26 protein-coding genes are annotated in these 23,447 nt (G+C 66.6%); 10 read left to right on the top strand and 16 right to left on the bottom strand.

Features of this window, described 5'->3' with window-relative positions; all coding sequences use genetic code 11:
• Positions 1-12 precede the first annotated feature (12 nt).
• The 7 genes from IP69_RS07440 to secA form a co-directional block, all read right to left on the bottom strand.
• Positions 13-798, bottom strand: coding sequence for a succinate dehydrogenase iron-sulfur subunit (locus tag IP69_RS07440; protein WP_054142176.1), 786 nt, complete (start codon positions 796-798; stop codon positions 13-15).
• A 4-nt stretch (positions 799-802) separates the two neighbouring features.
• Positions 803-1,114 carry a virulence factor gene (locus IP69_RS07435; RefSeq protein ID WP_197279730.1) on the bottom strand — a complete coding sequence of 104 codons (312 nt, stop codon included), beginning with the start codon at positions 1,112-1,114 and terminating at the stop codon, positions 803-805.
• Positions 1,115-1,249: 135 nt separating this feature from the next.
• The gene (gene sdhA / locus IP69_RS07430; RefSeq protein WP_054142175.1) at positions 1,250-3,082 is read right to left on the bottom strand and encodes a succinate dehydrogenase flavoprotein subunit; all 1,833 of its coding nucleotides are present in this window, start codon (positions 3,080-3,082) and stop codon (positions 1,250-1,252) included.
• Between the two features lie 4 nt (positions 3,083-3,086).
• Positions 3,087-3,479 carry a succinate dehydrogenase, hydrophobic membrane anchor protein gene (gene sdhD / locus IP69_RS07425; RefSeq protein ID WP_054142174.1) on the bottom strand — a complete coding sequence of 131 codons (393 nt, stop codon included), beginning with the start codon at positions 3,477-3,479 and terminating at the stop codon, positions 3,087-3,089.
• A gap of 11 nt (positions 3,480-3,490) precedes the next feature.
• Positions 3,491-3,886, bottom strand: coding sequence for a succinate dehydrogenase, cytochrome b556 subunit (gene sdhC / locus IP69_RS07420; protein WP_054142173.1), 396 nt, complete (start codon positions 3,884-3,886; stop codon positions 3,491-3,493).
• Positions 3,887-4,039: 153 nt separating this feature from the next.
• Positions 4,040-5,113 carry a MaoC family dehydratase gene (locus tag IP69_RS07415; protein ID WP_054142172.1) on the bottom strand — a complete coding sequence of 358 codons (1,074 nt, stop codon included), beginning with the start codon at positions 5,111-5,113 and terminating at the stop codon, positions 4,040-4,042.
• A 233-nt stretch (positions 5,114-5,346) separates the two neighbouring features.
• A complete protein-coding gene (gene secA / locus IP69_RS07410; RefSeq protein ID WP_054142171.1) occupies positions 5,347-8,115 on the bottom strand; it encodes a preprotein translocase subunit SecA in 2,769 nt (922 codons plus the stop codon).
• 419 nt (positions 8,116-8,534) lie between these two features.
• On the opposite strand from secA, the gene IP69_RS07405 reads away from it, so the two are divergent.
• Positions 8,535-9,365 carry a peptidylprolyl isomerase gene (locus IP69_RS07405; protein ID WP_248306756.1) on the top strand — a complete coding sequence of 277 codons (831 nt, stop codon included), beginning with the start codon at positions 8,535-8,537 and terminating at the stop codon, positions 9,363-9,365.
• Between the two features lie 63 nt (positions 9,366-9,428).
• On the opposite strand, the gene IP69_RS07400 is transcribed toward IP69_RS07405, so the two are convergent.
• Positions 9,429-9,800 (bottom strand): helix-turn-helix transcriptional regulator, encoded by a 372-nt coding sequence (locus tag IP69_RS07400; protein WP_054142169.1) that lies wholly within the window; start codon positions 9,798-9,800, stop codon positions 9,429-9,431.
• Positions 9,801-9,812: 12 nt separating this feature from the next.
• Complete coding sequence (locus IP69_RS07395) at positions 9,813-10,067, bottom strand: type II toxin-antitoxin system RelE/ParE family toxin (RefSeq protein WP_054142168.1); 255 nt, start codon at positions 10,065-10,067, stop codon at positions 9,813-9,815.
• 121 nt (positions 10,068-10,188) lie between these two features.
• Here IP69_RS07395 and argJ point away from each other — a divergent pair, with 121 nt between their 5' ends.
• From argJ to IP69_RS07375, 4 genes are all read left to right on the top strand, one after another.
• A complete protein-coding gene (argJ, locus tag IP69_RS07390) occupies positions 10,189-11,439 on the top strand; it encodes a bifunctional glutamate N-acetyltransferase/amino-acid acetyltransferase ArgJ (protein ID WP_054142167.1) in 1,251 nt (416 codons plus the stop codon).
• 80 nt (positions 11,440-11,519) lie between these two features.
• The gene (locus IP69_RS07385; RefSeq protein WP_054142166.1) at positions 11,520-12,434 is read left to right on the top strand and encodes a DMT family transporter; all 915 of its coding nucleotides are present in this window, start codon (positions 11,520-11,522) and stop codon (positions 12,432-12,434) included.
• Positions 12,435-12,447: 13 nt separating this feature from the next.
• Positions 12,448-12,954: a hypothetical protein gene (locus IP69_RS07380; protein WP_054142276.1), complete on the top strand. Its 507-nt coding sequence runs from the start codon at positions 12,448-12,450 to the stop codon at positions 12,952-12,954.
• Positions 12,932-13,372, top strand: a complete 441-nt coding sequence (locus IP69_RS07375) for a (deoxy)nucleoside triphosphate pyrophosphohydrolase (RefSeq protein ID WP_054142165.1) — start codon at positions 12,932-12,934, stop codon at positions 13,370-13,372. The genes IP69_RS07380 and IP69_RS07375 overlap by 23 nt, the downstream gene beginning before the upstream one ends.
• 68 nt (positions 13,373-13,440) lie before the next feature.
• Here the strand turns inward: IP69_RS07375 and IP69_RS07370 are convergent, their stop codons facing one another.
• A complete protein-coding gene (locus IP69_RS07370) occupies positions 13,441-14,493 on the bottom strand; it encodes a DUF2125 domain-containing protein (RefSeq protein WP_054142164.1) in 1,053 nt (350 codons plus the stop codon).
• Between the two features lie 140 nt (positions 14,494-14,633).
• Here IP69_RS07370 and IP69_RS07365 point away from each other — a divergent pair, with 140 nt between their 5' ends.
• Entirely contained in the window at positions 14,634-15,194 is a 561-nt protein-coding gene (locus tag IP69_RS07365; RefSeq protein WP_054142163.1) for a gamma-glutamylcyclotransferase, read from the top strand.
• A 173-nt stretch (positions 15,195-15,367) separates the two neighbouring features.
• Here IP69_RS07365 and IP69_RS07360 read toward each other — a convergent pair whose 3' ends face one another.
• The 5 genes from IP69_RS07360 to ftsE form a co-directional block, all read right to left on the bottom strand.
• Entirely contained in the window at positions 15,368-15,829 is a 462-nt protein-coding gene (locus tag IP69_RS07360; protein ID WP_054142162.1) for a hypothetical protein, read from the bottom strand.
• Positions 15,830-15,975: 146 nt separating this feature from the next.
• Positions 15,976-16,743 (bottom strand): lysophospholipid acyltransferase family protein, encoded by a 768-nt coding sequence (locus IP69_RS07355; protein ID WP_054142161.1) that lies wholly within the window; start codon positions 16,741-16,743, stop codon positions 15,976-15,978.
• Between the two features lie 50 nt (positions 16,744-16,793).
• On the bottom strand, positions 16,794-17,576 hold the full coding sequence (locus tag IP69_RS07350) for a YdcF family protein (RefSeq protein ID WP_197279729.1): 783 nt from the start codon (positions 17,574-17,576) through the stop codon (positions 16,794-16,796).
• A 205-nt stretch (positions 17,577-17,781) separates the two neighbouring features.
• Positions 17,782-18,756, bottom strand: a complete 975-nt coding sequence (locus tag IP69_RS07345; protein WP_248306750.1) for an FtsX-like permease family protein — start codon at positions 18,754-18,756, stop codon at positions 17,782-17,784.
• The gene (gene ftsE / locus IP69_RS22325; protein WP_054142160.1) at positions 18,743-19,402 is read right to left on the bottom strand and encodes a cell division ATP-binding protein FtsE; all 660 of its coding nucleotides are present in this window, start codon (positions 19,400-19,402) and stop codon (positions 18,743-18,745) included. Before ftsE ends, IP69_RS07345 begins: the two co-directional genes overlap by 14 nt.
• A 228-nt stretch (positions 19,403-19,630) precedes the next feature.
• On the opposite strand from ftsE, the gene IP69_RS07335 reads away from it, so the two are divergent.
• From IP69_RS07335 to IP69_RS07325, 3 genes are all read left to right on the top strand, one after another.
• Positions 19,631-20,440 (top strand): DUF3426 domain-containing protein, encoded by an 810-nt coding sequence (locus IP69_RS07335; protein ID WP_054142159.1) that lies wholly within the window; start codon positions 19,631-19,633, stop codon positions 20,438-20,440.
• Between the two features lie 157 nt (positions 20,441-20,597).
• Positions 20,598-21,158, top strand: a complete 561-nt coding sequence (gene hpt, locus IP69_RS07330) for a hypoxanthine phosphoribosyltransferase (protein WP_054142158.1) — start codon at positions 20,598-20,600, stop codon at positions 21,156-21,158.
• A 4-nt stretch (positions 21,159-21,162) separates the two neighbouring features.
• Positions 21,163-21,537, top strand: a complete 375-nt coding sequence (locus IP69_RS07325; RefSeq protein WP_054142157.1) for a response regulator — start codon at positions 21,163-21,165, stop codon at positions 21,535-21,537.
• A gap of 9 nt (positions 21,538-21,546) precedes the next feature.
• Here IP69_RS07325 and IP69_RS07320 read toward each other — a convergent pair whose 3' ends face one another.
• The gene (locus IP69_RS07320) at positions 21,547-22,071 is read right to left on the bottom strand and encodes a TspO/MBR family protein (RefSeq protein WP_054142156.1); all 525 of its coding nucleotides are present in this window, start codon (positions 22,069-22,071) and stop codon (positions 21,547-21,549) included.
• 140 nt (positions 22,072-22,211) lie between these two features.
• On the opposite strand from IP69_RS07320, the gene IP69_RS07315 reads away from it, so the two are divergent.
• Entirely contained in the window at positions 22,212-23,366 is a 1,155-nt protein-coding gene (locus IP69_RS07315) for an aminotransferase class V-fold PLP-dependent enzyme (RefSeq protein WP_054142155.1), read from the top strand.
• Positions 23,367-23,447: the final 81 nt, after the last annotated feature.

Raw genomic sequence — 23,447 nt, 5'->3', positions numbered from 1 at the left:
GCTGTGGCCGTCTCAGACCTGGCGGCTGACCATCATCTTTTTGACCTCCGCGATCGCCTTGGCGGGGTTGAGACCCTTCGGGCAGGCATTCGCGCAATTCATGATGGTGTGGCAGCGATAGAGCCGGAAGGGGTCTTCCAGATTGTCGAGCCGATCGCCGGTGGCCTCGTCACGGCTGTCGATCAGCCAGCGATAGGCCTGCAGCAGCGCGGCGGGACCAAGATAGCGGTCGCCGTTCCACCAGTAGCTCGGGCAGGACGTCGTGCAGCAGGCGCACAGGATGCATTCATAGAGCCCATCGAGCTTCTCGCGGTCCTCTTTACCTTGCGCCCATTCCTTCTCGGGGGATGGGGTCGTGGTCTTGAGCCAGGGCTCGATCGAGGCATGCTGGGCATAGAAGGTGGTCAGATCGGGAACGAGGTCCTTGATCACCGGCATATGCGGCAGCGGATAGATCGCGACCCGCCCCTTGGTTGCGCATTCGTCGATGCCCGTGGTGCAGGCAAGCCCGTTCTTGCCGTCGAGATTCATCGCGCAGGAGCCGCAGATGCCCTCGCGGCAGGAGCGGCGGAAGGTCAGCGTCGGGTCGATTTTTGACTTGATCCAGATCAGCGCGTCCAGAACCATCGGCCCGCAATCCTCGCGGTCGACGAAGTAAGTGTCGGTGCGCGGGTTCTCGGTGTCGTCGGGGCTCCAGCGATAGACCTTGAACTCGGTCAGCTTCGTGGCCCCGGCGGGCTTGGGCCAGGTCTTGCCCTCGACGAGGCGAGAGTTCTTGGGGAGATTGAATTCGGCCATTGTCTCAACGCGCCTTCATCTGCATCGCTAGCTCTACAGCCGGCATGAGGTCATTGTTGTCTTCGATACGAAGCATGCGGATATCGCTCACCGATGGGCCAAACCAAGGATAGGTCATCGTCAATTTTTGGACTGCCATCTGGCATCTGACGACATCCACATCGTCGTTGCCGAAATAGACGCTGCCCTGCCGGCGGTCGAAGCCTTCGTCTCGCAGGAACCGCTCGATGTCCTTGTACGCGTTCTGCCACGACGGTGTGGGGTAGCTTTCCTCCAGCACTTTTGTGTCGAGATCGAACGTGATCGCATAGGTCACCGGAGGTCTCCCGCGTCTCCTGTTGTCGCCCATGGCCGCAACGCGAAGCGCAGGCGCCGTGCGATTTGCGTCGCCGCTCCGAGTCTTCAGATGCATGAAGCGGCTTGCCATCAGTTCCTGCCTATTCCGCAGCCCTCAATACACCCGAGCCTTGGGCTTGATGTACTCAATGTCGTTCGAGAGCGTGTAGGTGTGCACCGGGCGGTCGTCGAGTGAGACGGTGCGGGCCGTGTCGTCGATCCAGGACAGGGTGTGCTTCATCCAGTCCTTGTCGTCGCGGTTGGGATAGTCCTCGCGGGCATGGGCGCCGCGGCTCTCGGGCCGGTTCAGCGCCGAGTCCATCGTCACCACGGCCTGGGTGATCAGATTGTCGAATTCGAGCGTCTCGATCAGGTCCGAATTCCAGATCAGCGAGCGGTCGGTGGTGCCGATATCGGTGATGCCGCCCCAGATCTCGTGGATCTGCTTGTGGCCCTCTTCAAGTGTCTCGCCGGTGCGGTAGACCGCGCAATTATCCTGCATGGTCTTCTGCATGCGCCCGCGCAATTCGGCGGTCGAGGTGCTGCCGGCCGCGTTGCGGTAGCGGTCGAGCCGGGTCAGCGCCAGATCGGCCGAGTTCTTCGGCAGTTCCGGCTGGCTCTCGCCGGCGGTGACCGTGTCGGCGCAGCGCAGGCCGGCCGCGCGGCCGAAGACCACGAGGTCGATCAGCGAGTTCGAGCCCAGGCGGTTGGCGCCGTGAACCGACACGCAGGCAGCCTCGCCGATGGCCATCAGGCCTGGGACCACGGTGTCGGCATTGCCGTCGACCTTGGTCAGGACCTCGCCATGGAAGTTCGTCGGGATGCCGCCCATGTTGTAATGCACCGTCGGCAGCACGGGAATCGGCTCGCGCGTCACGTCGACGCCAGCGAAGATCTTGGCGCTCTCGGAGATGCCAGGCAGGCGCTCATGCAGGATCTTCGGGTCAAGATGGTCGAGATGCAGGTAGATGTGGTCCTTGTTCTTGCCGACGCCGCGCCCGCCGCGGATTTCCATCGTCATCGAGCGTGAGACGACGTCGCGCGAGGCAAGATCCTTGGCGGACGGCGCATAGCGCTCCATGAAGCGCTCGCCTTCGGAATTGGTCAGATAGCCGCCCTCGCCGCGCGCGCCCTCGGTGATCAGGCAGCCGGCGCCGTAGATGCCGGTCGGGTGGAACTGCACGAACTCCATATCCTGCAGGGGCAGGCCGGCGCGCAGCACCATGCCGCCGCCGTCGCCGGTGCAGGTATGGGCCGAGGTCGCCGAGAAATAGGCGCGGCCATAGCCGCCGGTCGCCAGGATCGTCTGCTGCGAGCGGAAGCGGTGGAGCGTGCCGTCATCCATCTTGAGCGCGATCACGCCGCGGCAATGGCCGTCCTCGTCCATGATCAGGTCGATGGCGAAGTATTCAATGAAGAACTCGGTGTTGTAGCGCAGCGCCTGGCCGTAGAGCGTGTGCAGCATGGCATGGCCGGTGCGGTCGGCCGCCGCGCAGGTGCGCTGGGCCGGGGGGCCCTCGCCATATTCGGTGGTCATGCCGCCGAAGGGGCGCTGGTAGATCTTGCCGTCCTCGGTGCGCGAGAACGGCACGCCCCAATGTTCGAGCTCATAGACGGCAGCCGGCGCGTTGCGGACGAGATACTCGATGGCGTCCTGATCGCCCAGCCAGTCCGACCCCTTGACGGTGTCGTACATGTGCCACTGCCAGCTGTCCTTGCCCATATTGCCGAGCGAGGCGGCCACGCCACCCTGGGCCGCCACGGTGTGCGAACGCGTCGGGAACACCTTGGAAATGCAGGCCGTGCGCAAGCCGGCCTGGGAGCAGCCGACCGTGGCGCGCAATCCGGCGCCGCCGGCGCCCACCACCACCACGTCGAAGGTATGGTCGGTGATCGCATAGGCCTGACCGGTATAGGCCGGGACCTGACGTGACTTGGTGATCGCCATCGGATCAGCCTCCAAAAGAGAGCTTCAGCACCGCGAAGGCGCAGGCCGCGCCGACAGCGATCGCGAAGAAGGTGTTGGCCATCACGGCCGCGATCTTGAGGCCCTCACCATGGATGTAATCCTCGATGATGACCTGCATGCCAATCCGCATGTGCACGCAACCCGATACGACGAAGAGCAGCATCAGGATCGCCACCAGCGGGTGCGACAGAATGGCCAGCGCCGCCGGATAGGGCTTGCCGACCAGCGCGATCGCAACGCCGAGGAAAACCACGGTCAGAACCAGGTTGGCGACCGCAGTGACGCGCTGCAGCCAGAAGTGTCCGGTGCCCGATTTGGCGGAGCCGAGGCCACGGACGCGGGACAGCGGCGTGCGCATCGATGAGTTGGAGTGCATGATCTCGCTCCTCAACGAACGGCGTAGGCGACGAGCCAGACGAGCAAGGTCAGCCCACCAGACGCCACAATGCTGTACTTGGCCATGTTCATCCGGGTCTGGGGATCATAGCCATGACCCATGTCCCAGACGAAGTGGCGCAAGCCCCCCATCATATGGTGCAGCAGAACGAAGGAATACAGAAACAGAACGAGGCGGCCGAGCAGCGAGCCCGCGATCCACTGCGCCGTGTCGAACGCCGCCGGGCCCGAAGCCGCTGCGACGAGCCAGGCGGCGATCAGCACAGTGCCGGCATACAGCGCCACGCCGGTGGCGCGATGCGCGATCGACATCGCCATGGTCCAGGACCAGCGATAGATCTGCAGATGCGGCGACAGCGGGCGCGCCGCCTGTTTGACCTCGGCCAAGATCGTTCTCCGACTCGCGCGGCCCGGACAAGGGCCCACCCATTTGGGATTGTTCTAGAGTGTCTGGGTCTGTAACGAAACCGGAACGCTGCTGCAATGCGGCATGGCGACAGCGAAGTGACAGAAGACATAATCTGTCATTCGTAACGAGCGTTAGCGCGGGAGTAGCGCCCAGTAGTCGAGATCGAGGATGACGTCGGCCGCATAGTGATCACCCGATTTCAGCGGGTGATCGGAGCAGGGTCGGTTCTTGGTCGCGACGAGCCGTAGCCGCAGCGCCCCGACATCGTTCCGCCCGACCAGTTCCGCAGCTTCCAGGACTTCGCTCCAGGCAAAGACCGTGTCGCCGGCAAAGAGCGGCGCAACATGGCGCCCGCCATTGATCGCGGCGATGTGAAAAGCGTTGCCGAGCCCGTTGAACGACAACGCCCGGGCGAGGCTGATGACATGGCCGCCATAGATCAGCCGTTTGCCGAAGCGGGTCTCGCGGGCGCCATGCCCGTCGAAATGCACCTTGGCGGTGTTCTGGTAGAGCCGCGTCGCGATCTGGTGCTCGGCCTCCTCCACGGTCATGCCGTCGACATGGTCGATGCGCTCGCCCGCCGTATAGTGGCTCCAGCGGAAGGCCGAACCGGCCAGAGCGTCGTCATAAGCGGCGAGATCGAGCGCCGGGCAGCCCTCACCGAGCTCCTCCACTGCAACCACCTTGGGCAGTTCGGGCACCTGCTCGGCATGGGCCGGGGTGCCTGGCTGGCGCTTGCGCACCAGAACCCAGCGCACATAGCTCAGCACGATCTCGCCATGCTGATTGCGGCCGATCGAGCGGACATAGACGATGCCGCTGTCGCCGGCGGAGGTCTGCTTCAGCCCGATCACCTCCGAGGTGGTCGAGAGCGTGTCGCCCGGGAAAACCGGCTTGAGGAAACGCCCGTCCGCATAGCCGAGATTGGCGACGGCGTTCAGCGAGATGTCGGGAACGGTCTTGCCGAAGACGATGTGGAAGACCAGCAGATCGTCCACCGGCGCGGCGGGATAGCCGATCGCGTGGGCGAAGGCGTCCGAGGACTGGACCGCGAAACGCGGGCCGTAAAGCGCTGTGTAGAGCGAAACGTCACCGACTGTGACCGTGCGCGGGGTCGCGTGGACGATATGCTCGCCGAGATGGAAGTCCTCGAAGAAGCGGCCGGCGCTGGTCTTGGGCACGGGATGATGGGTCGATCCGGGCATGGGCTTGCTCGCGATGGGCTGCTGCGAGTGTGCGCTGCACGACACGGCAGCGTAAAGCCCCGGCGGAATGCGACGAAGGATCAGGCACGGACTTGCAAGCCCTCGCCATCACTCCGGGCGAGCGCAGCGAAGACCCGGAATCCATCATAGGGCACGACGGCACTTGACGATGGATTCCGGATCGGCGCCGCTTCGCGGCTTGTCCGGAATGACGGTGCGGAGAGGCAGAGCCCTCAGACGTACTGTCCGTGGCAGTGCTTGAACTTCTTGCCGGAGCCGCAGGGGCAGGCTTCGTTGCGGCCGACCTTGCCCCAGGTCGAGGGATCGGCCGGGTCGCGGTCGAGGACGGCGGTGTCGCCTTCCAGCGCTGCGAACTGCAGGCCACCGGCGCCGTAATCGCCGAAGGGCGAGGGCAGGGCGTCCTGCGGCGGGGCTGTCTCCTCGGGCGCCTCGAAGCGGACCTCGATGCGCATCAGATTGCCGGTGACCTGCTCGCGCAGCCGCCCGATCAGCGAATCGAACAGGTCGAAGGCCTCCTGCTTGTATTCCTGGAGCGGATCGCGCTGGGCATAGCCGCGCCAGCCGATGACCTGGCGCAGATGATCGAGCGTGACGAGATGCTCGCGCCAGAGCGTGTCGAGCGTCTGCAGCAACACCTGCTTCTCGACATAGAGCATCACCTCCTCGGTGTTGCGCTCGATCCGCGCCGCGTAATCCTCGTCGGCGAGCTTGCGGATGCGCTCGCGCAGTTCGGCATCGGCGATGCCCTCTTCCTTGGCCCACTCCTCGATCGGCAGATCGAGATTGAGGAACTGCATCACGCCTTCCTTCAGCGCGGCGGTGTCCCACTGCTCGGGATAGGCCTCGGGCGGGATGTGGCGCGTCACCAGATCATCGGCGACACCCTGGCGCATGTCATCGATCGTCTCGCGCACGCTGGCCTGGCGCATGAAGTCGCGGCGCTGCTCGAACACGACCTTGCGCTGGTCGTTCATGACGTCGTCGTATTTCAGGATGTTCTTGCGGATGTCGAAGTTGCGCGCCTCGACCTTCCCTTGAGCCTTCTCGACCGCCTTGTTGATCCAGGGATGGACGATCGCCTCGTCCTCCTTCAGGCCGAGCTTGGTCAGCATGCCGTCCATGCGGTCGGAGCCGAAGATCCGCATCAGATCGTCCTGCAGCGACAGGAAGAATTTCGACCGGCCGGGATCGCCCTGGCGGCCGGCGCGGCCACGCAGCTGGTTGTCGATGCGGCGGCTCTCATGGCGTTCGGTGCCGACGATGTAGAGCCCGCCGGCCTTGATCACGCGCTGCTTGAAGTCGACGACCTCGGCGCGGATCTCCGCCTCGCGCCGCGTGCGCTCCTCGCCCTCGGGCATGTCGCCGAGATCGTGCTTGATGCGCATGTCGGCATTGCCGCCGAGCTGGATGTCGGTGCCGCGACCGGCCATGTTGGTGGCGATGGTGATGACGCCTGGCGCACCGGCCTGGGCGACGATATAGGCCTCCTGCTCGTGGAAGCGGGCATTCAGCACGGCGAAATAGTTCGACGGCTTGCCCTGCCGCGCGGCGGCGTAGATCGGCTCCAGCGCGTTGGGCGCCGAGAAGTCGATCTGCTGGAAGCCGTCCTTCTGCAGCATCTCGGCGACGAGTTCGGAGCGCTCGATCGAGGTCGTGCCGACCAGCATGGGCTGCCCGAGCTTCTGGGCTTCCTTGATCTCGCGGATGACGCCGCGGACCTTCTCCTCGAAGGTGCGGTAGACCTCGTCATCCTCGTCCTTGCGCGAGACCGGCAGATTCGTCGGGATCTCGACGACCTCGAGCTTGTAGATCTGGAAGAACTCGTCGGCTTCGGTGGCCGCCGTGCCGGTCATGCCGGCGAGCTTGGAGTAGAGCCGGAAATAGTTCTGGAAGGTGATCGAGGCCAAAGTCGCGTTCTCGGGCTGGACGGTGACGCCCTCCTTGGCCTCGAGCGCCTGATGCAGCCCTTCCGAATAGCGCCGACCCGGCATCATGCGGCCGGTGAACTCGTCGATGATCACGACCTCGTCGCCACGGACGATATAGTCCTTGTCGCGGGTGAACAGCGAATGCGCCCGCAGCGCCTGGTTGACGTGGTGGACCAGCGTGACGTTGTGCGCGTCGTAGAGGTCGCCTTCCTTGAGCAGGCCGGCTTCGCGCAGCAGTTCCTCGATATGCTCGTTGCCGGCTTCCGTCAGCGAGACGGCGCGCTGCTTCTCATCGACCTCGTAATCGCCCTTGACCAGCCCCGGCAGCACCTTGTCGATCGAGACATAGAGGTCCGACTTGTCGTCGAGCGGGCCCGAGATGATCAGCGGCGTGCGCGCTTCGTCGACCAGGATCGAGTCGACCTCGTCGACGATCGCGAAATGGTGGCCTCGCTGCGACATCTGCGAGACCTCGTATTTCATGTTGTCGCGCAGGTAGTCGAAGCCGAATTCGTTGTTGGTGCCGTAGGTGATGTCGCAGGCATAGGCGCGCTGGCGCTCCTCGTCGTCGATGCCGTGGACGATGATGCCGACGCTCAGGCCAAGGAAGTTGTAGAGCCGGGCCATCCACTCCGCGTCGCGGCGGGCAAGGTAGTCGTTGACCGTGACGACATGCACGCCCTGGCCCGCGAGCGCGTTGAGATAGGTCGGCAGGGTGCCGACAAGCGTCTTGCCCTCGCCGGTCTTCATCTCGGCGATGGAGCCTTCATGCAGCACCATGCCGCCGATCAGCTGGACGTCGTAGGGGCGCTGGCCGAGCACACGCTTGGCCGCCTCGCGAACGGTGGCGAAGGCGGGAACCAGCAGGTCATCGAGCTTGGCGCCAGCCGCGATCTGCTCGCGAAAGGCTGTGGTGCGCGCCTGCAGCGCCTCGTCGCTGAGCGCAGCGACTTCCTTTTCCAGCGCATTGATCGCCGCGACCCGGGGGCCATAGCCCTTGACGCGCCGGTCGTTCGACGAGCCGAAGAGTTTCTTTGCGAGCGCGCCAAGCATGTTGGGCCTTTCGGTGGTATGGTCTTGAATGCCGCGCAGCCTTGCATGCCGCGAGCAGCCGAAAACCTGAATTCTCAATGCGACCGCGTGTTTAGACGCGTGCGGGGGCGGGGTCCAGCACTGCCTTGCAACGCTTAGCGCCTGTCGCGGCACGCGCGGCCTGAAGCCACCGGATTTCGCAGGATGTAGGGTTTCCCCACTCCGCTTCCAAGCCCGCAGGAAGCCGCGCGCCTGGGGCGCCCGGCGCGCGCTCCCGGCTTGGCCATGCCCGCGCGGTGCAAAGCTTCGTGATGGGCCCTGTCGTGCGGCTTGCGCGCCTTGCCTTTGCCGCGTTCAACTGGCAGTGCAGCCGCGATCTTTTTGTTTGCGGCTCTGTTGTTGAAAAAGGGCATTCCCCCATGAAGTTGTCTCGTCTTGGCATGCTCTCGCTTGGCCTTGCGCTCGTCGCGACGCCCGTCTTCGCTCAGGCCGACAAGGTCGTCGCCCGGGTCGATGGCATTGCCATCACCGAGCGCGAGATTTCGCTCGCCACCGAGGATCTCGGCGAGCGCCTCGCCCAGCTGCCCGACGAGCGCAAGCGCGACGAGGTCATCAACTACCTCGTCGACCTGAAGCTCGGCGCCCGGGCTGCGGCCGCAGCCAAGACCGCCGACGCCCCGGACTTCGCCGCCCGTCTCGCCTATTTCCGCGAGAAGGTCCTGCTCGACCAGTACCTGACCGCCGAGGCCAAGAAGGCCGCGACGCCGGAAGCGGCGCGCAAGCTCTATGACGAGACCACCAAGGCGATGGCGCCGGAGGAGGAGGTCAATGCCCGCCACATCCTCGTCGAGGAGGAGGCGCAGGCCAAGGCCGTCGCCGAGCGGCTGAAGAAGGGCGAGGATTTCGCCAAGGTCGCCGCCGAACTCTCCAAGGATCCGGGCTCCGGCAAGGAAGGCGGCTCGCTCGGCTGGTTCACCAAGGACCGCATGGTGCCGGAATTCGCCGACGTCGCCTTCAAGCTGAACAAGGGCCAGGTCTCCGACCCGGTGAAGAGCCAGTTCGGCTGGCACGTCATCAAGCTCGAGGACAAGCGCAGCAAGCCGCTGCCGGATTTCGCGACGGTGAAGCCGCAGATCGACCAGTATCTCGAGCGCAAGGCCCAGCAGGACATCATCGTGGCGCTGCGCGAGAAGGCCAAGGTCGAACGTCTCGACCAGCCGGCCGCGCCCGCGACGCCGGCTCCTGCGCCGGCCGAGACGAAGAAGCCCTGAGCGGCCGCTGACAGACGACTGACGATTTGCCATGGCCCGCGCTCGATGCGGGCCATGTGCGTTTCAGACGAGATCGTCGAGCTTCACGCGCAGCGCATCGGCGATCTTCTTCATCGTCTGCAGCGTGCCCTCGCGCTTGCCGGTCTCGATCTGCGAGAGATAGGGCTGGGCGATGCCGGCCATTTCCGCCAGCGCGCTGACGGTCAGCCCGCGATGCTCGCGCCAGACACGCACGAGATTCTCGCCCGCAAGAATGCGGTCCACCATGGCAGAGGGGACGAACTCTTCTTCGTCCGCGGCGAGGCGCTGCTCGAAGCGGGCGATGGCTGCGGAGTCGGCCGCATCCTCGGCCGCCTCGACCAGACGGTCATAGGCATCCCGCGACAGCGCGACGAAGGCCTCGCCGTCGATCATCAACTCGAGTCGCTCCTTCATGGCAGGCTCCTCTCAGTCATAGGCAGACCCGCGCGGCGCGACGCGGACGATCAGCACGACCGAGCCATCCTCGCGGAAGATGACCCGCCAGTCTCCGACGCGGAGCCTCAGATAGCGCTTGTCGCCCTGCAACGCCTTGACGTTGTTGGCTTGTGAGGCAGGGTCGGCGACATATTGCTCGATCTTGCTGCGGATGCGATCGGCGACATTCGTCGGCAGGCCCCGCAAGGTCTTCAGTGCGTCTCTGCTGTAGATCGCCACCTTCACAAAATGAATATAGCATAATGCAATGCCGCGTCGAGAGCGCCATAGCGATCCGAGGAGGAGGCCGACCTTGCCTTCGCGACGCCCCTGCGGCACACCGGCCTCCCGCACAGGAGACGCCACCATGGCCGGCAAGGATGTTCCCGTTTCCCCGCTCGCGCCCAAGCGCCAGCCCAAAGTGCCGCCGGTTCCGGGCGTGCGTTTCGCCACCGGCGAGGCCGGCATCAAGTACAAGGGCCGCACCGATGTCTGGCTGGCGCTGCTCGACGAGGGCACGCAAGTCGCGGGCGTCTTCACCCGTTCGAAATGCCCCTCAGCCCCGGTTGACTGGTGCCGCGAAAACCTGCAGCAGGGCTCGGCCCGGGCCGTGGTCGTCAATTCCGGTAACGCCAATGCTTTCACTGGCCTGAAAGGCCGCGAGACCGTCGCGCTCACGGCGAAAATCGCGGCCAAGGCGGCCGGCTGCAAGCCCCACGAGGTCTTCATCGCCTCGACCGGCGTGATCGGCGAGCCGCTCGATGCCACCAAGTTCGAGGGCGTGCTCGAGGATTGCGCCAAACGCGTCGCCGACGGCCCCTGGATCGACGCCGCCAAGGCGATCATGACAACCGACACCTTCCCCAAGGCACTGACGCGCAAGGCCAAGATCGACGGCCACGAGGTGGTGCTCGCCGGCATCGCCAAGGGCGCCGGCATGATCGCGCCCGACATGGCGACGATGCTCTCCTTCGTCTTCACCGACGCGCCGATCGCCGCCCCCGTGCTGCAGGCGCTGCTGTCGAAGGGCGTCAAGGGCTCGTTCAACGCGGTCACCGTCGACAGCGACACCTCGACCTCCGACACGCTGATGCTGTTTGCGACGGCTAAGGCACGCGCGAGGGGCGTACCTGCCATCACCGAAATCGGCGATCCCCGCCTCTCGGGCTTCAAACGCGCGCTGAATTCGCTGTTGCTCGAACTCGCCCATCTCGTCTGCAAGGATGGCGAAGGCGCGCGCAAATTCGTCGAGGTCAGGGTCGCGGGCGCCGCCTCCTCGCGCTCGGCCAAGCGCGTCGCGCTGTCGATCGCCAATTCGCCGCTGGTCAAGACCGCGATCGCCGGCGAGGACGCCAATTGGGGCCGCATCGTCATGGCCGTCGGCAAGGCTGGCGAACCGGCCGACCGCGACACGCTCGACATCTCCTTCGGCGACATCATGGTGGCGCAGCAGGGCGCCCGCGCGCCGTCCTATGACGAAGAGGCCGTCTCGACCTATATGCAGGGCGAGCACATCGTCATCACCGCCGATCTCGGCATCGGCCGCGGCAAATCCACGGTCTGGACCTGCGACCTGACCAAGGCCTATGTCGAGATCAACGGCGACTACCGGTCCTAGATGACTCACCGTCATTGCGAGCGCAGCGAAGCCATCCAGGCGTTTGCGCGATCCCTCTGGATTGCTTCGCTGCGCTCGCAATGACGGAGCAGGCCCGCCCCAGCCCCAGCCGCGCCTTCGTCGCCGGGCATCTGCTGGTCTGCTCGTTCTTCTGGGGCTCGAGCTTCCTGTTCATCAAGCTGACGGGTGGCGCAATCTCGCCGCTGGCGCTGGCCGCCTCGCGCGGGCTGATCGGGGCGGCGGCGCTCGCAGCCTATGTCGTCTGGCTCGGCCAGAGCCCGATCCCGCGCCGCGACGAGATCTGGCACTGGCTCGTGCTCGGCACCACCAATGGCTGGGTGCCCAATGTGCTCGTCGCCTATGCGCTGGTGCAGCTGGCGAGCGGCCCGGCCGCGATGATCCAGGCCGGCGGGCCGCTGGTGACTGCGGTGTTCGCGCATTTTCTGTTCTCCGAAGAGCGCATGGGTCTCCGGCGGCTCGCCGGCATCCTGCTCGGCATGGCCGGCGTCGCGCTGCTGATCGGCCCACGCCTGGTCGAGGGCGGCGGCACGGCGCTCGGCGTGCTCGCCATGGTCGGCGTCATGCTGGGCTACAGCGGCGGCAACCTTTATGCGCGCGCGGTGCCCGCTTCGGCGGGCGATCCGGCCAGGCTCGCGCTCGGTCAGCAGGTCGTCTCCGGCCTCGTCGCGCTTGTCCTGACGCTGGTCTTCGCCGGCCCCGCCGCCTTCGCGCCGGTGGCCGATCATGTGCCTGCCATGCTGGCGCTGGGCCTGCTTGCGACCGCGATCCCGATGGCGGTGTTCATGCGGCTCATCCGCGCCGCGGGGCCGACGCGCGCCGCGATGACGGGCTATCTCGTGCCGAGCGTCGCGACGATCCTCGGCATCGTCGTGCTTGGCGAAACGCTGGAGTTGCGGCAGGTCGTCGGAGGCTGCATCATCCTGGCCGGCGTCTTCCTGGTGACGACGTCGCGGCGTGCGGCCAAGTCTGCATGAGAGGATGGGCGGCATGAAGGTCCGGGTCATCATCTGCGTGGCCTTGGCGCTGTCGGCCTGCGTCGAGCGTAAGCCCGCGACCGTCGCCTTCTCCGTCGAGGAGGCCGCCTTCATCAAAAAGCCCGGCACCACGACAATCACCGGCCATGCCTTTCGGACCAAGCCGAACGGAGCGGTGGTGAATGCCGCGGGCGAGGTGGTGCGGCTGGTGCCGGCCACGGCTTACGCCCGCGAGCGCTTCGCGAACCTCTACGGGAAGCGCAGATATGTGCCCCATCGCGACTATCCCCGTGACAACACTCCAGACCCCGCCTATGGCGAGTACACCCGCACCACCAAGGCGGAATCGAACGGACGCTTCATCTTCCAGAACGTCGCAGCCGGCGCCTATTTCGTGACGACCCAGGTGATCTGGGGCGACGAGGACGCCTTCTCTCGAGAGGGCGGCTCGGTCTATGACAGCGTCACCGTGACGGGCCGGGAAACCGAACCCCTCCATGTCATCCTCTCCGGAAATTGAGCCGTTAATCCCCGTGAAGCTTCTCCTCGTCGTCGCCTGCGCCCTGATCGATGCCGACAACCGCGTGCTCGTGGCGCAGCGTCCCGAGGGCAAGGCGCTGGCGGGACTGTGGGAGTTCCCCGGCGGCAAGCTCGAACAGGACGAACGGCCCGAGCCGGCGCTGATCCGCGAATTGTCGGAAGAGCTCGGTATCACGGTCAGGGAAGAGTGCCTGGCGCCGCTGACCTTCGCCAGCTTCGCCTATCCCGAGTTCCACCTGCTGATGCCGCTCTATATCTGCCGGCGCTGGGAGGGAACGGTCGCCTCGCGCGAGGCGCAGGCGCTCAAATGGGTCCGTCCCGGCAAGCTGCGGGATCTTGCCATGCCCCCCGCCGACGAGCCGCTGATCCCGCATCTGATCGATCTATTAGGCGCGTAAGCCAGGCTTCGCGCATTTGCTGATCCCTCAGGGATGCTGTTTCCCGGGGGACCATTTGGCATCAGGCATCAGTAGAGGGCCGGCAGCGGCTGCAGCGGCAGGCGGATCGGTCCCAGATAAACGCGCCCCTCGCGCAGCACGATCGGCGGGAGTGCGTTCAGACCGGGAGCCGCGCCCGGCAGCTGTGCGCTCAGGCGCCCGCCCAAGAGGCCGCCGAGCCCGGCTGCCAGGCCGCCGACCGGTATGCCGGCAATCTGGCGGATGCCGGCCAGCGAGGCCTGGAGCTGGCCGGCCGGCCGGTGGGTCTGGTCGATCAGGAACTGGCCGGTCGCTTCGATGCGGGCAGGGCCCTTGACCGATACAAGCCGCGTCAACTCGACCTGGCCGCCGACATTGCGCCAGGCTTCCAGCGCATCGGGGTTGAGGCCGATGCGGAAGGCCTCTGTCTGTGTCAGCGTCGCCTGGATATCGACATCACCGGGTTCGTTCGTGCCCAGCAACGCATCGAGCGCCGGCAGGACCGAGCCCTTGGCAGCGATGGCGAGATCGACCGCCTGGTCGGTTGCGGGGCGGGTCGGGTTGCGGCGCAGATGCGCTTCCAGCGAGGCGGCCTGCCAGGTCTCGGCGGTGAGGCCCGGCGCAGTCAGGCTCGCGGTCGGTGCGCTGATCACCAGCGAAAGGCGCTCGGGGTCGCCACTGGCGTGCGTCAGGCTGGCTTCGAGCCGCGTCCAGCCGAGATCGAGCCTGCGACCCTCCGGCAGCGTCGCCTGCAGCGGACCCGTGATCTGAGCGATGACCAGATTGGGGGTATAGATCTGGCCGACGGCGACCGCCGGCCCGGTCTGGACGCGGACCTCCTCGCCCCAGCGGGCAGAGGCCAGCGCCAGCGCGCCGCAGCGCAGTTCGACGCGGAAGGGAAAGCCCGTGACGGCGCGGTCGGTGCAGGTCCAGCTGCGGCCGAGCCCGGCTTCCCGGGCGAGCGCGGTATCGACGGCGTCGACGACCCGCGCGCGCACGATGAACCAGAAGCCGGTCCAGCCCGCGGCGACAAGCGCCAGCGCCATGAAGGGGGCGTAGAGCCAGGCGCGGCTGCTGCGGCGGCGGGGAGCGGGATCGGTCATGCGGGACAGTCCATTGCGCTGATGCGGCGGGATTGTTAGCTGCCGCGGGAGACGGACGCCAGCCGAACGGTCGAGGCCGGCATCCTCATCAAGCAGGCGGGCACGGCCAAATTATGGGATACCCACGGGATGGAGCGGGCATGACCTCGGCCTTCGGGGATGGCGAGCTTTGGGTCTTCGGCTACGGCTCGCTGATCTGGCGGCCGGGCTTTGCCTTCGAGGAAAGCGTTCCCGCGCGGCTCCACGGCTATCACCGCTCGCTGTGCATCTTCTCGCATGTGCATCGCGGCACGCCGGAGCGGCCCGGGCTGGTGCTGGGCCTCGACCGGGGTGGAATCTGCCGGGGGCTCGCCTTTCGCGTGGCGGCCGCGCAGGCGCAGGAGACGGTGGATTACCTGCGGGCCCGCGAGCAGGCGACGGCGGTCTATCTGGAGCGCCGGATGCCGGTCCGGCTGGAGGATGGCCGCGCCGTCACGGCGCTGGTCTATGTCGCCGACCGCCGGCACCTGCAATATGCCGGGCGGCTGTCGCATGAGCAGCAGCTCGACCTGGTGCGCCACGGCCGGGGCAGCTCTGGCGAGAACCCCGATTACGTGCTGCTCACCGACGAGTCGCTGCGCAAGATGGGCATCTTCGATCCCGTTCTGGGCGGGTTGGCGCAGGCGCTGGCGTCGGGCGCCGCGCCGTGGCCGAAGGTTTAGATCAGGTCCGAGTGCTTGCAATCGAAACCACGTCATCCTGGCCAAGCCGCGAAGCCGCGCAGGCCGGGATCCATCATAGAGCTTCGTCGCTGCCCTATGATGGATCCCGGTCGACCTGCGGCCGCCCAGGATGACGGCGTGGTTTCCTCATGACATCCGTTCGCGTCGCGCGCTCACACCTCCGGCATCAGGTCGAGCAGGGCGGCGCGGCGGCTGAGGCCGTCCTCGGCCAGCAGATGCACGTGGATCTCGCTGGCGCCGGCGAGCGCAACCGATTGCTGCCAGCGTGTCAGCGCGGCCTCGACGCCGAAGGGGCCGCTGTCGCGGGCCGCCACGATGCGCCGGTCGGGCGATACCGCCACCAGCACCGCATCGGTGAAGCCCAGCGCATGCTCGTCGCCGATGGCGAAGATCGAGGCGACATAGCGCCGGCCCGAGCGGCCGCGCCAGGCGGTGAAGCGGCGCTCGCCAAGGCCGGCCGCGCTGCGCATCGGCAGTTCCTGCGCCGTCTTGGCGCGATTCTCGACCTGGGTGTCCTGAGCCATCAGGTCCTGCCGGAACAGATCGCGCTGGCGCTGGTCGAAAGCGGGGCGGGCGTGACGCGAGATCGGCTGGCGATAGGCGAGAGCGGCCATGACGTTCCTCCTTTGTTCTGAAAACAAAATGAGAACAGCGGGGCGTCAAGTCAAGGCTTGCCGAGTGGGGGGATAGGGACTGCTGCCGCAATATGTCAGGAGCTGTCGGGCTGGTTGCGTCTGCGGGCTGGTGGCCGACGCGGGACTCAGGAGGCGGTCTTGGCGAGCGGATCGAGCCCGAGGAGCGCCAGTTCGGCGCGTCCTTGCGCCAGCAGACGGTCGCTCGCGGTCTCGATCTGCTCCTGCAGCAGCGCCTGGAACGTGGCCTTGTCGAGACCCGGCGCGATCGGCGGCAGGATCTCGAGCCGGATCGTGCCGGGACGACGCAGGAACTTCCGGCGCGGCCAGTACAGGCCGGAATTGAGCGCCACCGGCACACAAGGAAGTTTGAGCTCGCCATAGAGATGGGCGACGCCGAACTTGTAGGCGGGCGGTGCCCCGGCGGGGCGGCGCGTGCCTTCGGGGAAGATCAGCAACTGGCGGTGATTGTCGCGCAGCTCCACCTTGGCGCGGCGGGTGACCTGGGCCAACGCGCGGGCGCGGCCGCCGCGATCGACCGGGATCATCTTGAACTTGCTCAGGCACCAGCCGAAGAACGGGACCCAGATCAATTCGCGCTTGAGGATGAAGATCGGGTCCTTGAACAGCATCATCATCACGAAGGTTTCCCAGAAGGACTGGTGCTTCGAGGCGACGATGAGCCCGCCCGGGGGGATGTTCTCGCGTCCGGTGATCTCGTAGCGCGTGCCGGCGATGACCCGCATCAGCCAGAGTGCGGTGTGAGCCCAGGCCACCGTGACCCCGAGCAGCGCGCGCCGCGGCAGCAGGAGGGCGGGCATGGCGGCAAAAACCAGCCAGAGCGCCAGGTTCACATAAAACAGGACGTTGAAGACGAGGGAGCGCAGGACGAGCATGGCGCGCAAAGAGCTTGCCGCCCTGCCGCCGTCAAGCGTCGTGGCGGGCGTCAGCCGTCGATACCGCCGTTTTTCAGCTGGCTGCGTCTTTCCTGCTCCGGCCCCATCAGCTCCGCCGGCTTCGACGAGACCGGCTTGCGGCCGCCGATGATGATCGACAGTCGCGACGTCTCGGGATCGTCCTCGAAGAGGCTGCGCAGGCGGGCGGCGATGTATTTGGCATATTCGGGCGCCAGCACCCGGATCGTGCTCCAGCGCGTCCACCAGCCGCCGGTGTCGATCTGGTCGGTCACGACCGGATGCGGCACGAGGCGGATGTCGGGCATCGCATGGGCGAATTCGGCGATGGTGCGCGGCATGTGATAATTCGAAGTCACAACCAGAAGCGAACCGAAACCATGCTTGCGCTGCCAGCGCCGCGCCTCGATGGCGTTGCCGATGGTGTTGCGGGCGCGATAGTCGAGATCGACGCAGCAGCCCAGGAGCTCCCGCGCCGAGGGGTTGAGCTTGGCCAGCTCATCGCGGCCGGTCTTTTCGTTGACGCCGCTGATCAGCAGGCGCGAGCCCCGATCGGCACCAAGCAGGCCGATGGCGTCGCCGACGCGTTGCGATCCGCCGGTGACCACGACGATGGCATCCGTACGCGGCACCGCCACCGGCTCGTGCCCCGCGATTCCGGAGGCGAAGCGGATATAGCCGAGGCCGAATGCAAGGCAGACGACAGAGGTCAGGATGGCGAACCAGAAAGTGACCCGCCTCAGCGTGAAGCGACGGTTGCCTCGATCTACAGCAGGCGCTGCATCGGTCCCGACGGCGACCGCGCGGTGACGCACCGGCCGACCTTCGTCCGCCCGCCTTTGATGGGCTCGCTGCCGGGCGAGCTGTTCGTGGCTGCTGCCGATCATCGCCATGACGTTTGAAACCTAGCGCGCCAATCGGGCGTAAGCACGGCAGCGAGCTTGCTGCCGGGCCGATAGGACCGGCGGCTGCGCATCAAGAGCCGAAGCAAGCCCGCATATCGATCCGCACCGCTTCGCATCACGCCGTCCCCCCGGCCAGCACACGCAGATGATGCCTGACGGTGACGCGCGAGACGAGGCCTGAAATCGCGGCCACAACCACGGCGACGAGGATCACCGCGACATAGCCCGACCAGCCGATCTCGAAGGCCCCAAACATCGCCTGGAGCTGCTCTGCCTCCGGCGCCGTCCTCCAGCGCGAGGACAGGAAGCCCAGGAGTCCGATGACGAGGATGGCCGCAGCGCCGCCGATGGCGCCGCCTCTTAGCCCAAGCCTGACGAATCGGCTCTGGAATTCGCGCGCGATGAAGGCATCGTCGGCACCGACGAGATGCAGCACCTCGACACTGTCGCGGCTGCCGGCCATGGCGCCACGCGTCGCAAACGCCACCGCCAGCGCCGCCGCCGTCAGCACCAGCAGCACCACCGCCGCGCCCGACAGGATGATGGTGCTGGCCATGGTCGAGAGCCTGCGGACCCAGAGGCGGTGGTCGTCGAGGATGGCGGTGGGCACCTCGCGCCGCAGCGCCGCGCCGAAGGCGGTGAGATCGGGGCCGGCGCCCGCGCGCAGTTTCAGGACGATCAACCGGGGCACCGGCAGCTCGACGAGGTCCAGCCCCGCACCGAGCCAGGGTTCGAGCAGCTTGTCCGATTCGGCCCGGGGAACGGCGCGCACCGACTCGATGCCGTCGATCGCCTGCGCCATCGCCACGGCACGGCCGATGTCGCCTTCGATGTCGCGGCGCGAATCCGGCCTGATCTGGATCGTCATTTCGTTGGCGACGGCGCCGCGCCACTGCTCTGATGCGCGCGCGGCGAGAACGGCGGCGCCGGCGCTCAACGCCGCCAGAAAGGTCAGGATCGCGATCACCGCCATCAGGGCCCGGGCCGCGACCGTATCGATGGGCACGAGCGGCTGGTCGCGCCGCAGATTGCTCGGCAGCGGCCGGTCCTCGGGCTCGAAATCCGCATTGCCGGGGTCAGGCATCGACATGGAGATGACCATCGGCGAGGACGAGGCGTGGCGCGTCGTAAAGCTCCATCAAGGCGAGATCATGCGTCGCGATCACAACCGCCGTGCCCAGCGACTGCAGTTCCATGAACAGCCGCAGCAGCCGCCGGCCGAGCGCGGGATCGACATTGCCGGTGGGCTCGTCGGCGAGAACCAGCTCGGGCCGCCCGATGACCGCCCGGGCAATGGCGGCGCGCTGCTTTTCGCCGCCCGAGAGGACGGAGGGCACGGCGTGCATGCGTTCGCCCAGCCCGACCCAGCGCAGCAGCTCGACGACCTCGGCACGATAGCTTGATTCCTCCTTGCCGAGCACCCGCAGGGGCAGGGCGACGTTTTCATAAAGGGTCAGATGATCGAGCAGGCGGAAATCCTGGAAGACGATGCCCATGCGGCGACGGAAGGCGGTCAGGGTCGCAGCATCGAGCCGCGAGACATCCTGTCCGAACAGGTTGACGAGGCCGCGCGTCGGCTGCAGCGCCATCAGGACAAGGCGCATCAGGGTCGTCTTGCCGGCGCCCGACGGCCCGGTGAGATACTGGAACGAGCGCGGCGCGATGCTGAAGTTGATGTCCTTCAGCACCTCCGGGCCCATGCCATATCTCAGGCCGACATTCTCGAACCGAACCAATTCCGTTTCCTCAAGCCCTGCTTGCCGACGCGAAACCCGAGCATGGCGCCAGAGTTCTTCACGGGACGTTAACCATGAACCGCGCCAATTGAGAGACGCAGCCAGCGACGCGCGCTGCCGACGCTTGAACCGGCTGCCTGTCTGTCGGAAAGCTGACGGCGACCGTCCGGCAAAATGCGCCAGACGAAGGCGCCCGTCCAACACGCATAGGAGCCGCTGGCCCCCGCCATGCTGATCGTCTGCCCCTCCTGCGCCAGCCGCTACGAACTCGACGGAGCCAAGCTCGGCACCGAGGGCCGCAAGGTGCGCTGCGCCAGTTGCCAGACGCTTTGGCATGTCATGCCGGAGCCGGATCTGCCCGAGGTTCCCAGCGCCGAAGAGACGCAGGCGCTTCTGAACGAGGAGCTGCAGCAGGCGGCTGCGATCGAGGCGCAGGTCTCGGCGGTCGAGGCCGAAGCGGCGCTGGCAGCCGCCGCCGCCGCGCCGCCGCCGCCGGCCCCCGACACATCCGACAACGCCCGACCGGACCGCAAGCGCAGCGGCAAGGCGTCCGGGCCGAAATCAAGGAAGGTCAAGACGGCACGGCTTCCCGCTGCTCCGGTTGCCGGGGCCGTGGCCCTGGTCGGGCTCGCCCTGCTGGGCCTGCTGGTGTGGCAGCGGGATCATGCGGTGCGGGCTGCACCGCAGCTTGCATCCACCTTCGAGATGCTGGGCTTGCCCATCAATGTGCGGGGCCTGAAGCTGAGCGCTGTGGAAAGCGGGCTGATCGACGATGCGGGCGGGCGCTTTCTCGTGGTCGAGGGCGATGTGACGAACATCGCCAGGGGAAATACCCCGGTGCCTTCGATCGAGGTCTCGGTCAAGGACGCCGCCGGGCAGGTTCTCTACAGCTGGAAGACCGACCCACCGCGCCCGGCACTGGAACCCTCCGAACTGATGCGCTTCCGGGCGCGGCTCGCAGCGCCGCCCGCTGCGGGACAATCCGTGCAGGTGCGCTTCGCCGATGCCGGCCCCGTCGCCGCCGCAAACGTTCGTTGACGCCACACCGAGCGGGCGTGCGGCGGGCGCAGTACGATCGGGCTATCCAGGTGCGGCCAGGCGCACTAAATCTCCGACAGAACCAAATCTCATGAGCCACGCCATCACTCCAACCGTAGCAGGGGGAATCGAGCCGGGGCGCGAAAGGACGACGACCATGCCTGAGCCGAAACGCATCAGGGTGCTTTACGATGAAGCCGCGATCGCGCGCCGCAACGAAGAAATGGCGACGGCCATCGCGGCGACCGCGCCGGCCGATCTGCTCGTCGTGGCGGTGCTCAAGGGCAGCTTCATGTTCGTCGCGGATCTGATCCGCGCCATGCACCGCGTCGGCATGACGCCGCAGGTCGAATTCGTGCATCTGTCGAGCTATCGCGCCGCGACCGTGTCTTCGGGCCAGGTCGAGATCCTGCGCGATGTTCAAAGCGATGTCCGGGGCCGCGAGGTGCTGCTGGTCGACGACATCCTCGAATCGGGTCGGACGCTCGCCTTCGCCAAGGATCTGCTGGCGGCGCGCGGGGCCTCAAAAGTGTCCTCGGTCGTGCTTCTGGAAAAACCCGGCAAGCGAGCGGTAAACATCGTTCCCGATTATGTCGGGTTCGAGTGCCCCGATTATTTCGTCGTCGGCTACGGCATGGACGTGGCCCATTCCTACCGCCAGCTGCCCTTCGTCGGCGTCATCGAGACGGCCGACCAGGCCGGCCTGCCGGGGATCTGAGGCGATGTCGCGCATTCTGGTCGTCGATGACGAGGAGCCGCTGCGGACGCTGGTGGCGCGGGGGCTGACGATGGACGGCCATTCCTGCCTGATGGCGGCCGACGGGGCCGAGGCGCTCGACACGCTGATGGCCGAGCAGGGCCGCTTCGACCTGCTGCTCACCGATATCCGCATGCCGCTGATGGACGGGATTGCGCTGGCGCTGGCCGCCAAGCAGGCCTTTCCCGACCTGCCGATCATCCTGATGACGGGCTATGCGGAACAACGCGAACGGGCCCGCAGCCTCGATGCCATCGTCTCAGAGGTGATGACCAAGCCCTTCACCATCGCGGATCTGCGCAGCACGGTGCTGAACGTGATCGAACGCTCGATCGGGTGAGCCGCCGCCTCAGCGATTGAGCCACCAGATCGAGATGGTGAGCAGCGTCGCGAAGGAGACCCAGGCGACATAGGGCCATTGCAGATGGGCCGCGAGCCGGTCGAGCCTGGCAAACAGCGCGATGGTGACGAGGATCATCGCCAGGAAGGGCAGGATCACCAGCATGCCGCCGAGCGGGCTGTTGAGCCCGAAGAAGACGCAGGACCAGGCCAGGTTGAGCGCCAGCTGCACGTGATAGGCGACAAGCGCCGGGGTCTTGCCGGGCGTGCCGGCGGGTACTCGCAAAATGCGGTAGACGCCATAGGCCATCAAAGCAAAGAGCGTCGTCCAGACCGGCCCGAACACCCAGTTGGGCGGGTTGAAGGGCGGTTTGGCGATGGTCGGGTACCAGGTCATCACCTGCGGAATGGTGACGGCGTTGCCGAGCACCGAGACGGCGACCACCGGGATCACCGCGATCAGCGCATCGACCCAGACCGGTCTTGGCGCCGAGCCTGCGGGGGATGACGATGGGTTGGACGATGGTGCGCTCATGCCTTTGACATGGAGCCAATCTGCGCGCGAGGCAAGCGTGCAGGGCTGCTTCCCCCCTTGCGCCCCGGCCTGCGCCTGCGCCAGATGCGTCGGCTTACCTTCGTCGTTTTAGTCCCTCTTGGAACTGTCTCGGATTTCCCATGCCCCAGCGCCCGCTTCACCCCCGCTCCCTCGCCGCGCAGGCGATGGGCAAGATCGACCCGCTGACCAAGGGCGTGGTGCCGCCGATTCATGTCTCGACCACCTATATCCGGGACGAAGACAACGGCTATTCCGGCGGATTCGTCTATGGCCGGCCCGATAACGAGACCACGCGCGAGGCCGAAAGCGTGCTCGCCATGCTGGAGCAGGCCAAGGCTGGCGCGCTGCTGTTCGGCTCAGGCATGGCGGCGGCGACCGCCGTCTTCCAGGCGCTGTCGCCGGGCGACCATGTCGTGGCCTCCAAGGTGATGTACTGGGCGCTGCGCTCCTGGCTTTTGACGGAGGCGACGCGCTGGGGTCTCGTCATCGACTTCGTCGAGACCGACGACCTCGCCGCGCTTGCCGCCGCCGTGAAGCCCGGCAAGACCAAGCTGGTCTGGGCCGAGACGCCGTCCAACCCGCTCTGGACGATCACCGACATCGCGGCCGCCGCCGAGATCGCCCACAAGGCCGGCGCCAAGCTCGCGGTCGATTCGACCTGCGCCTCGCCGGTGCATACGCGACCGCTTTCGCTCGGCGCCGACATCGTGATGCATGCCGCGACCAAGGTGCTGAACGGCCATTCCGACGTGGTCGCAGGCGCGCTCTGCGCCCGCGAGGACGATGAATTCTGGAACCGCATCAAGACCGTGCGCAAGGGCCAGGGCGGGATTTTGGGCCCGTTCGAGGCCTATCTGCTGATGCGCGGCATGCGCACGCTCCATGTCCGGCAGGAGCGCCAGAGTGCCTCGGCCATGGCGCTGGCGCAGCGTCTCTCGGCCCATCCGCTGGTGGCCCGCGTGCTGTATCCCGGCCTGCCGCAGCATCCGGGCCACGACATTGCGGCGCGCCAGATGGAAGGCGGCTTCGGCTACATGCTCTCGGTGCAGGTGGTCGGCGGCGAGGCGGCGGCGGTGAAGGCTGCAGCCCATGTCGAACTCTACAAGCGCGCGACCTCGCTCGGCGGTGTCGAGAGCCTGATCGAGCATCGCGCTTCGATCGAGGGCGCGGGCTCGCCCTGCCCGCCCGATCTGCTGCGGCTCTCGACCGGCATCGAGGATCTCGAGGATCTCTATGCCGATCTCGACCAGGCGCTGAAGGCCGGGCACGCGTAAGCCTGTCAGCACGTCATGGTCGGGCTTGACCCGACCATCTCGGAAACCAGAGAGACGGGTCACGAGATTCTCGGGTCTGCG

Source organism: Allobosea sp. AAP35 (assembly GCF_001295925.1).
GTDB lineage: Bacteria > Pseudomonadota > Alphaproteobacteria > Rhizobiales > Beijerinckiaceae > Allobosea.
This window is presented reverse-complemented; position numbering and strand designations above follow the sequence as displayed.

What these genes read in the sequence shown, in the direction of transcription:
- IP69_RS07440 (WP_054142176.1), bottom strand. Translation starts at nt 798, where the DNA reads ATGGCCGAATTCAATCTCCCCAAGAACTCTCGCCTCGTCGAGGGCAAG.
- sdhA (WP_054142175.1), bottom strand. Translation starts at nt 3,082, where the DNA reads ATGGCGATCACCAAGTCACGTCAGGTCCCGGCCTATACCGGTCAGGCC.
- sdhD (WP_054142174.1), bottom strand. Translation starts at nt 3,479, where the DNA reads ATGCACTCCAACTCATCGATGCGCACGCCGCTGTCCCGCGTCCGTGGC.
- IP69_RS07415 (WP_054142172.1), bottom strand. Translation starts at nt 5,113, where the DNA reads ATGCCCGGATCGACCCATCATCCCGTGCCCAAGACCAGCGCCGGCCGC.
- secA (WP_054142171.1), bottom strand. Translation starts at nt 8,115, where the DNA reads ATGCTTGGCGCGCTCGCAAAGAAACTCTTCGGCTCGTCGAACGACCGG.
- IP69_RS07405 (WP_248306756.1), top strand. Translation starts at nt 8,535, where the DNA reads ATGCTCTCGCTTGGCCTTGCGCTCGTCGCGACGCCCGTCTTCGCTCAG.
- IP69_RS07400 (WP_054142169.1), bottom strand. Translation starts at nt 9,800, where the DNA reads ATGAAGGAGCGACTCGAGTTGATGATCGACGGCGAGGCCTTCGTCGCG.
- argJ (WP_054142167.1), top strand. Translation starts at nt 10,189, where the DNA reads ATGGCCGGCAAGGATGTTCCCGTTTCCCCGCTCGCGCCCAAGCGCCAG.
- IP69_RS07385 (WP_054142166.1), top strand. Translation starts at nt 11,520, where the DNA reads ATGACGGAGCAGGCCCGCCCCAGCCCCAGCCGCGCCTTCGTCGCCGGG.
- IP69_RS07380 (WP_054142276.1), top strand. Translation starts at nt 12,448, where the DNA reads ATGAAGGTCCGGGTCATCATCTGCGTGGCCTTGGCGCTGTCGGCCTGC.
- IP69_RS07375 (WP_054142165.1), top strand. Translation starts at nt 12,932, where the DNA reads ATGTCATCCTCTCCGGAAATTGAGCCGTTAATCCCCGTGAAGCTTCTC.
- IP69_RS07370 (WP_054142164.1), bottom strand. Translation starts at nt 14,493, where the DNA reads ATGACCGATCCCGCTCCCCGCCGCCGCAGCAGCCGCGCCTGGCTCTAC.
- IP69_RS07365 (WP_054142163.1), top strand. Translation starts at nt 14,634, where the DNA reads ATGACCTCGGCCTTCGGGGATGGCGAGCTTTGGGTCTTCGGCTACGGC.
- IP69_RS07360 (WP_054142162.1), bottom strand. Translation starts at nt 15,829, where the DNA reads ATGGCCGCTCTCGCCTATCGCCAGCCGATCTCGCGTCACGCCCGCCCC.
- IP69_RS07355 (WP_054142161.1), bottom strand. Translation starts at nt 16,743, where the DNA reads ATGCTCGTCCTGCGCTCCCTCGTCTTCAACGTCCTGTTTTATGTGAAC.
- IP69_RS07345 (WP_248306750.1), bottom strand. Translation starts at nt 18,756, where the DNA reads ATGTCGATGCCTGACCCCGGCAATGCGGATTTCGAGCCCGAGGACCGG.
- IP69_RS07335 (WP_054142159.1), top strand. Translation starts at nt 19,631, where the DNA reads ATGCTGATCGTCTGCCCCTCCTGCGCCAGCCGCTACGAACTCGACGGA.
- hpt (WP_054142158.1), top strand. Translation starts at nt 20,598, where the DNA reads ATGCCTGAGCCGAAACGCATCAGGGTGCTTTACGATGAAGCCGCGATC.
- IP69_RS07325 (WP_054142157.1), top strand. Translation starts at nt 21,163, where the DNA reads ATGTCGCGCATTCTGGTCGTCGATGACGAGGAGCCGCTGCGGACGCTG.
- IP69_RS07320 (WP_054142156.1), bottom strand. Translation starts at nt 22,071, where the DNA reads ATGAGCGCACCATCGTCCAACCCATCGTCATCCCCCGCAGGCTCGGCG.
- IP69_RS07315 (WP_054142155.1), top strand. Translation starts at nt 22,212, where the DNA reads ATGCCCCAGCGCCCGCTTCACCCCCGCTCCCTCGCCGCGCAGGCGATG.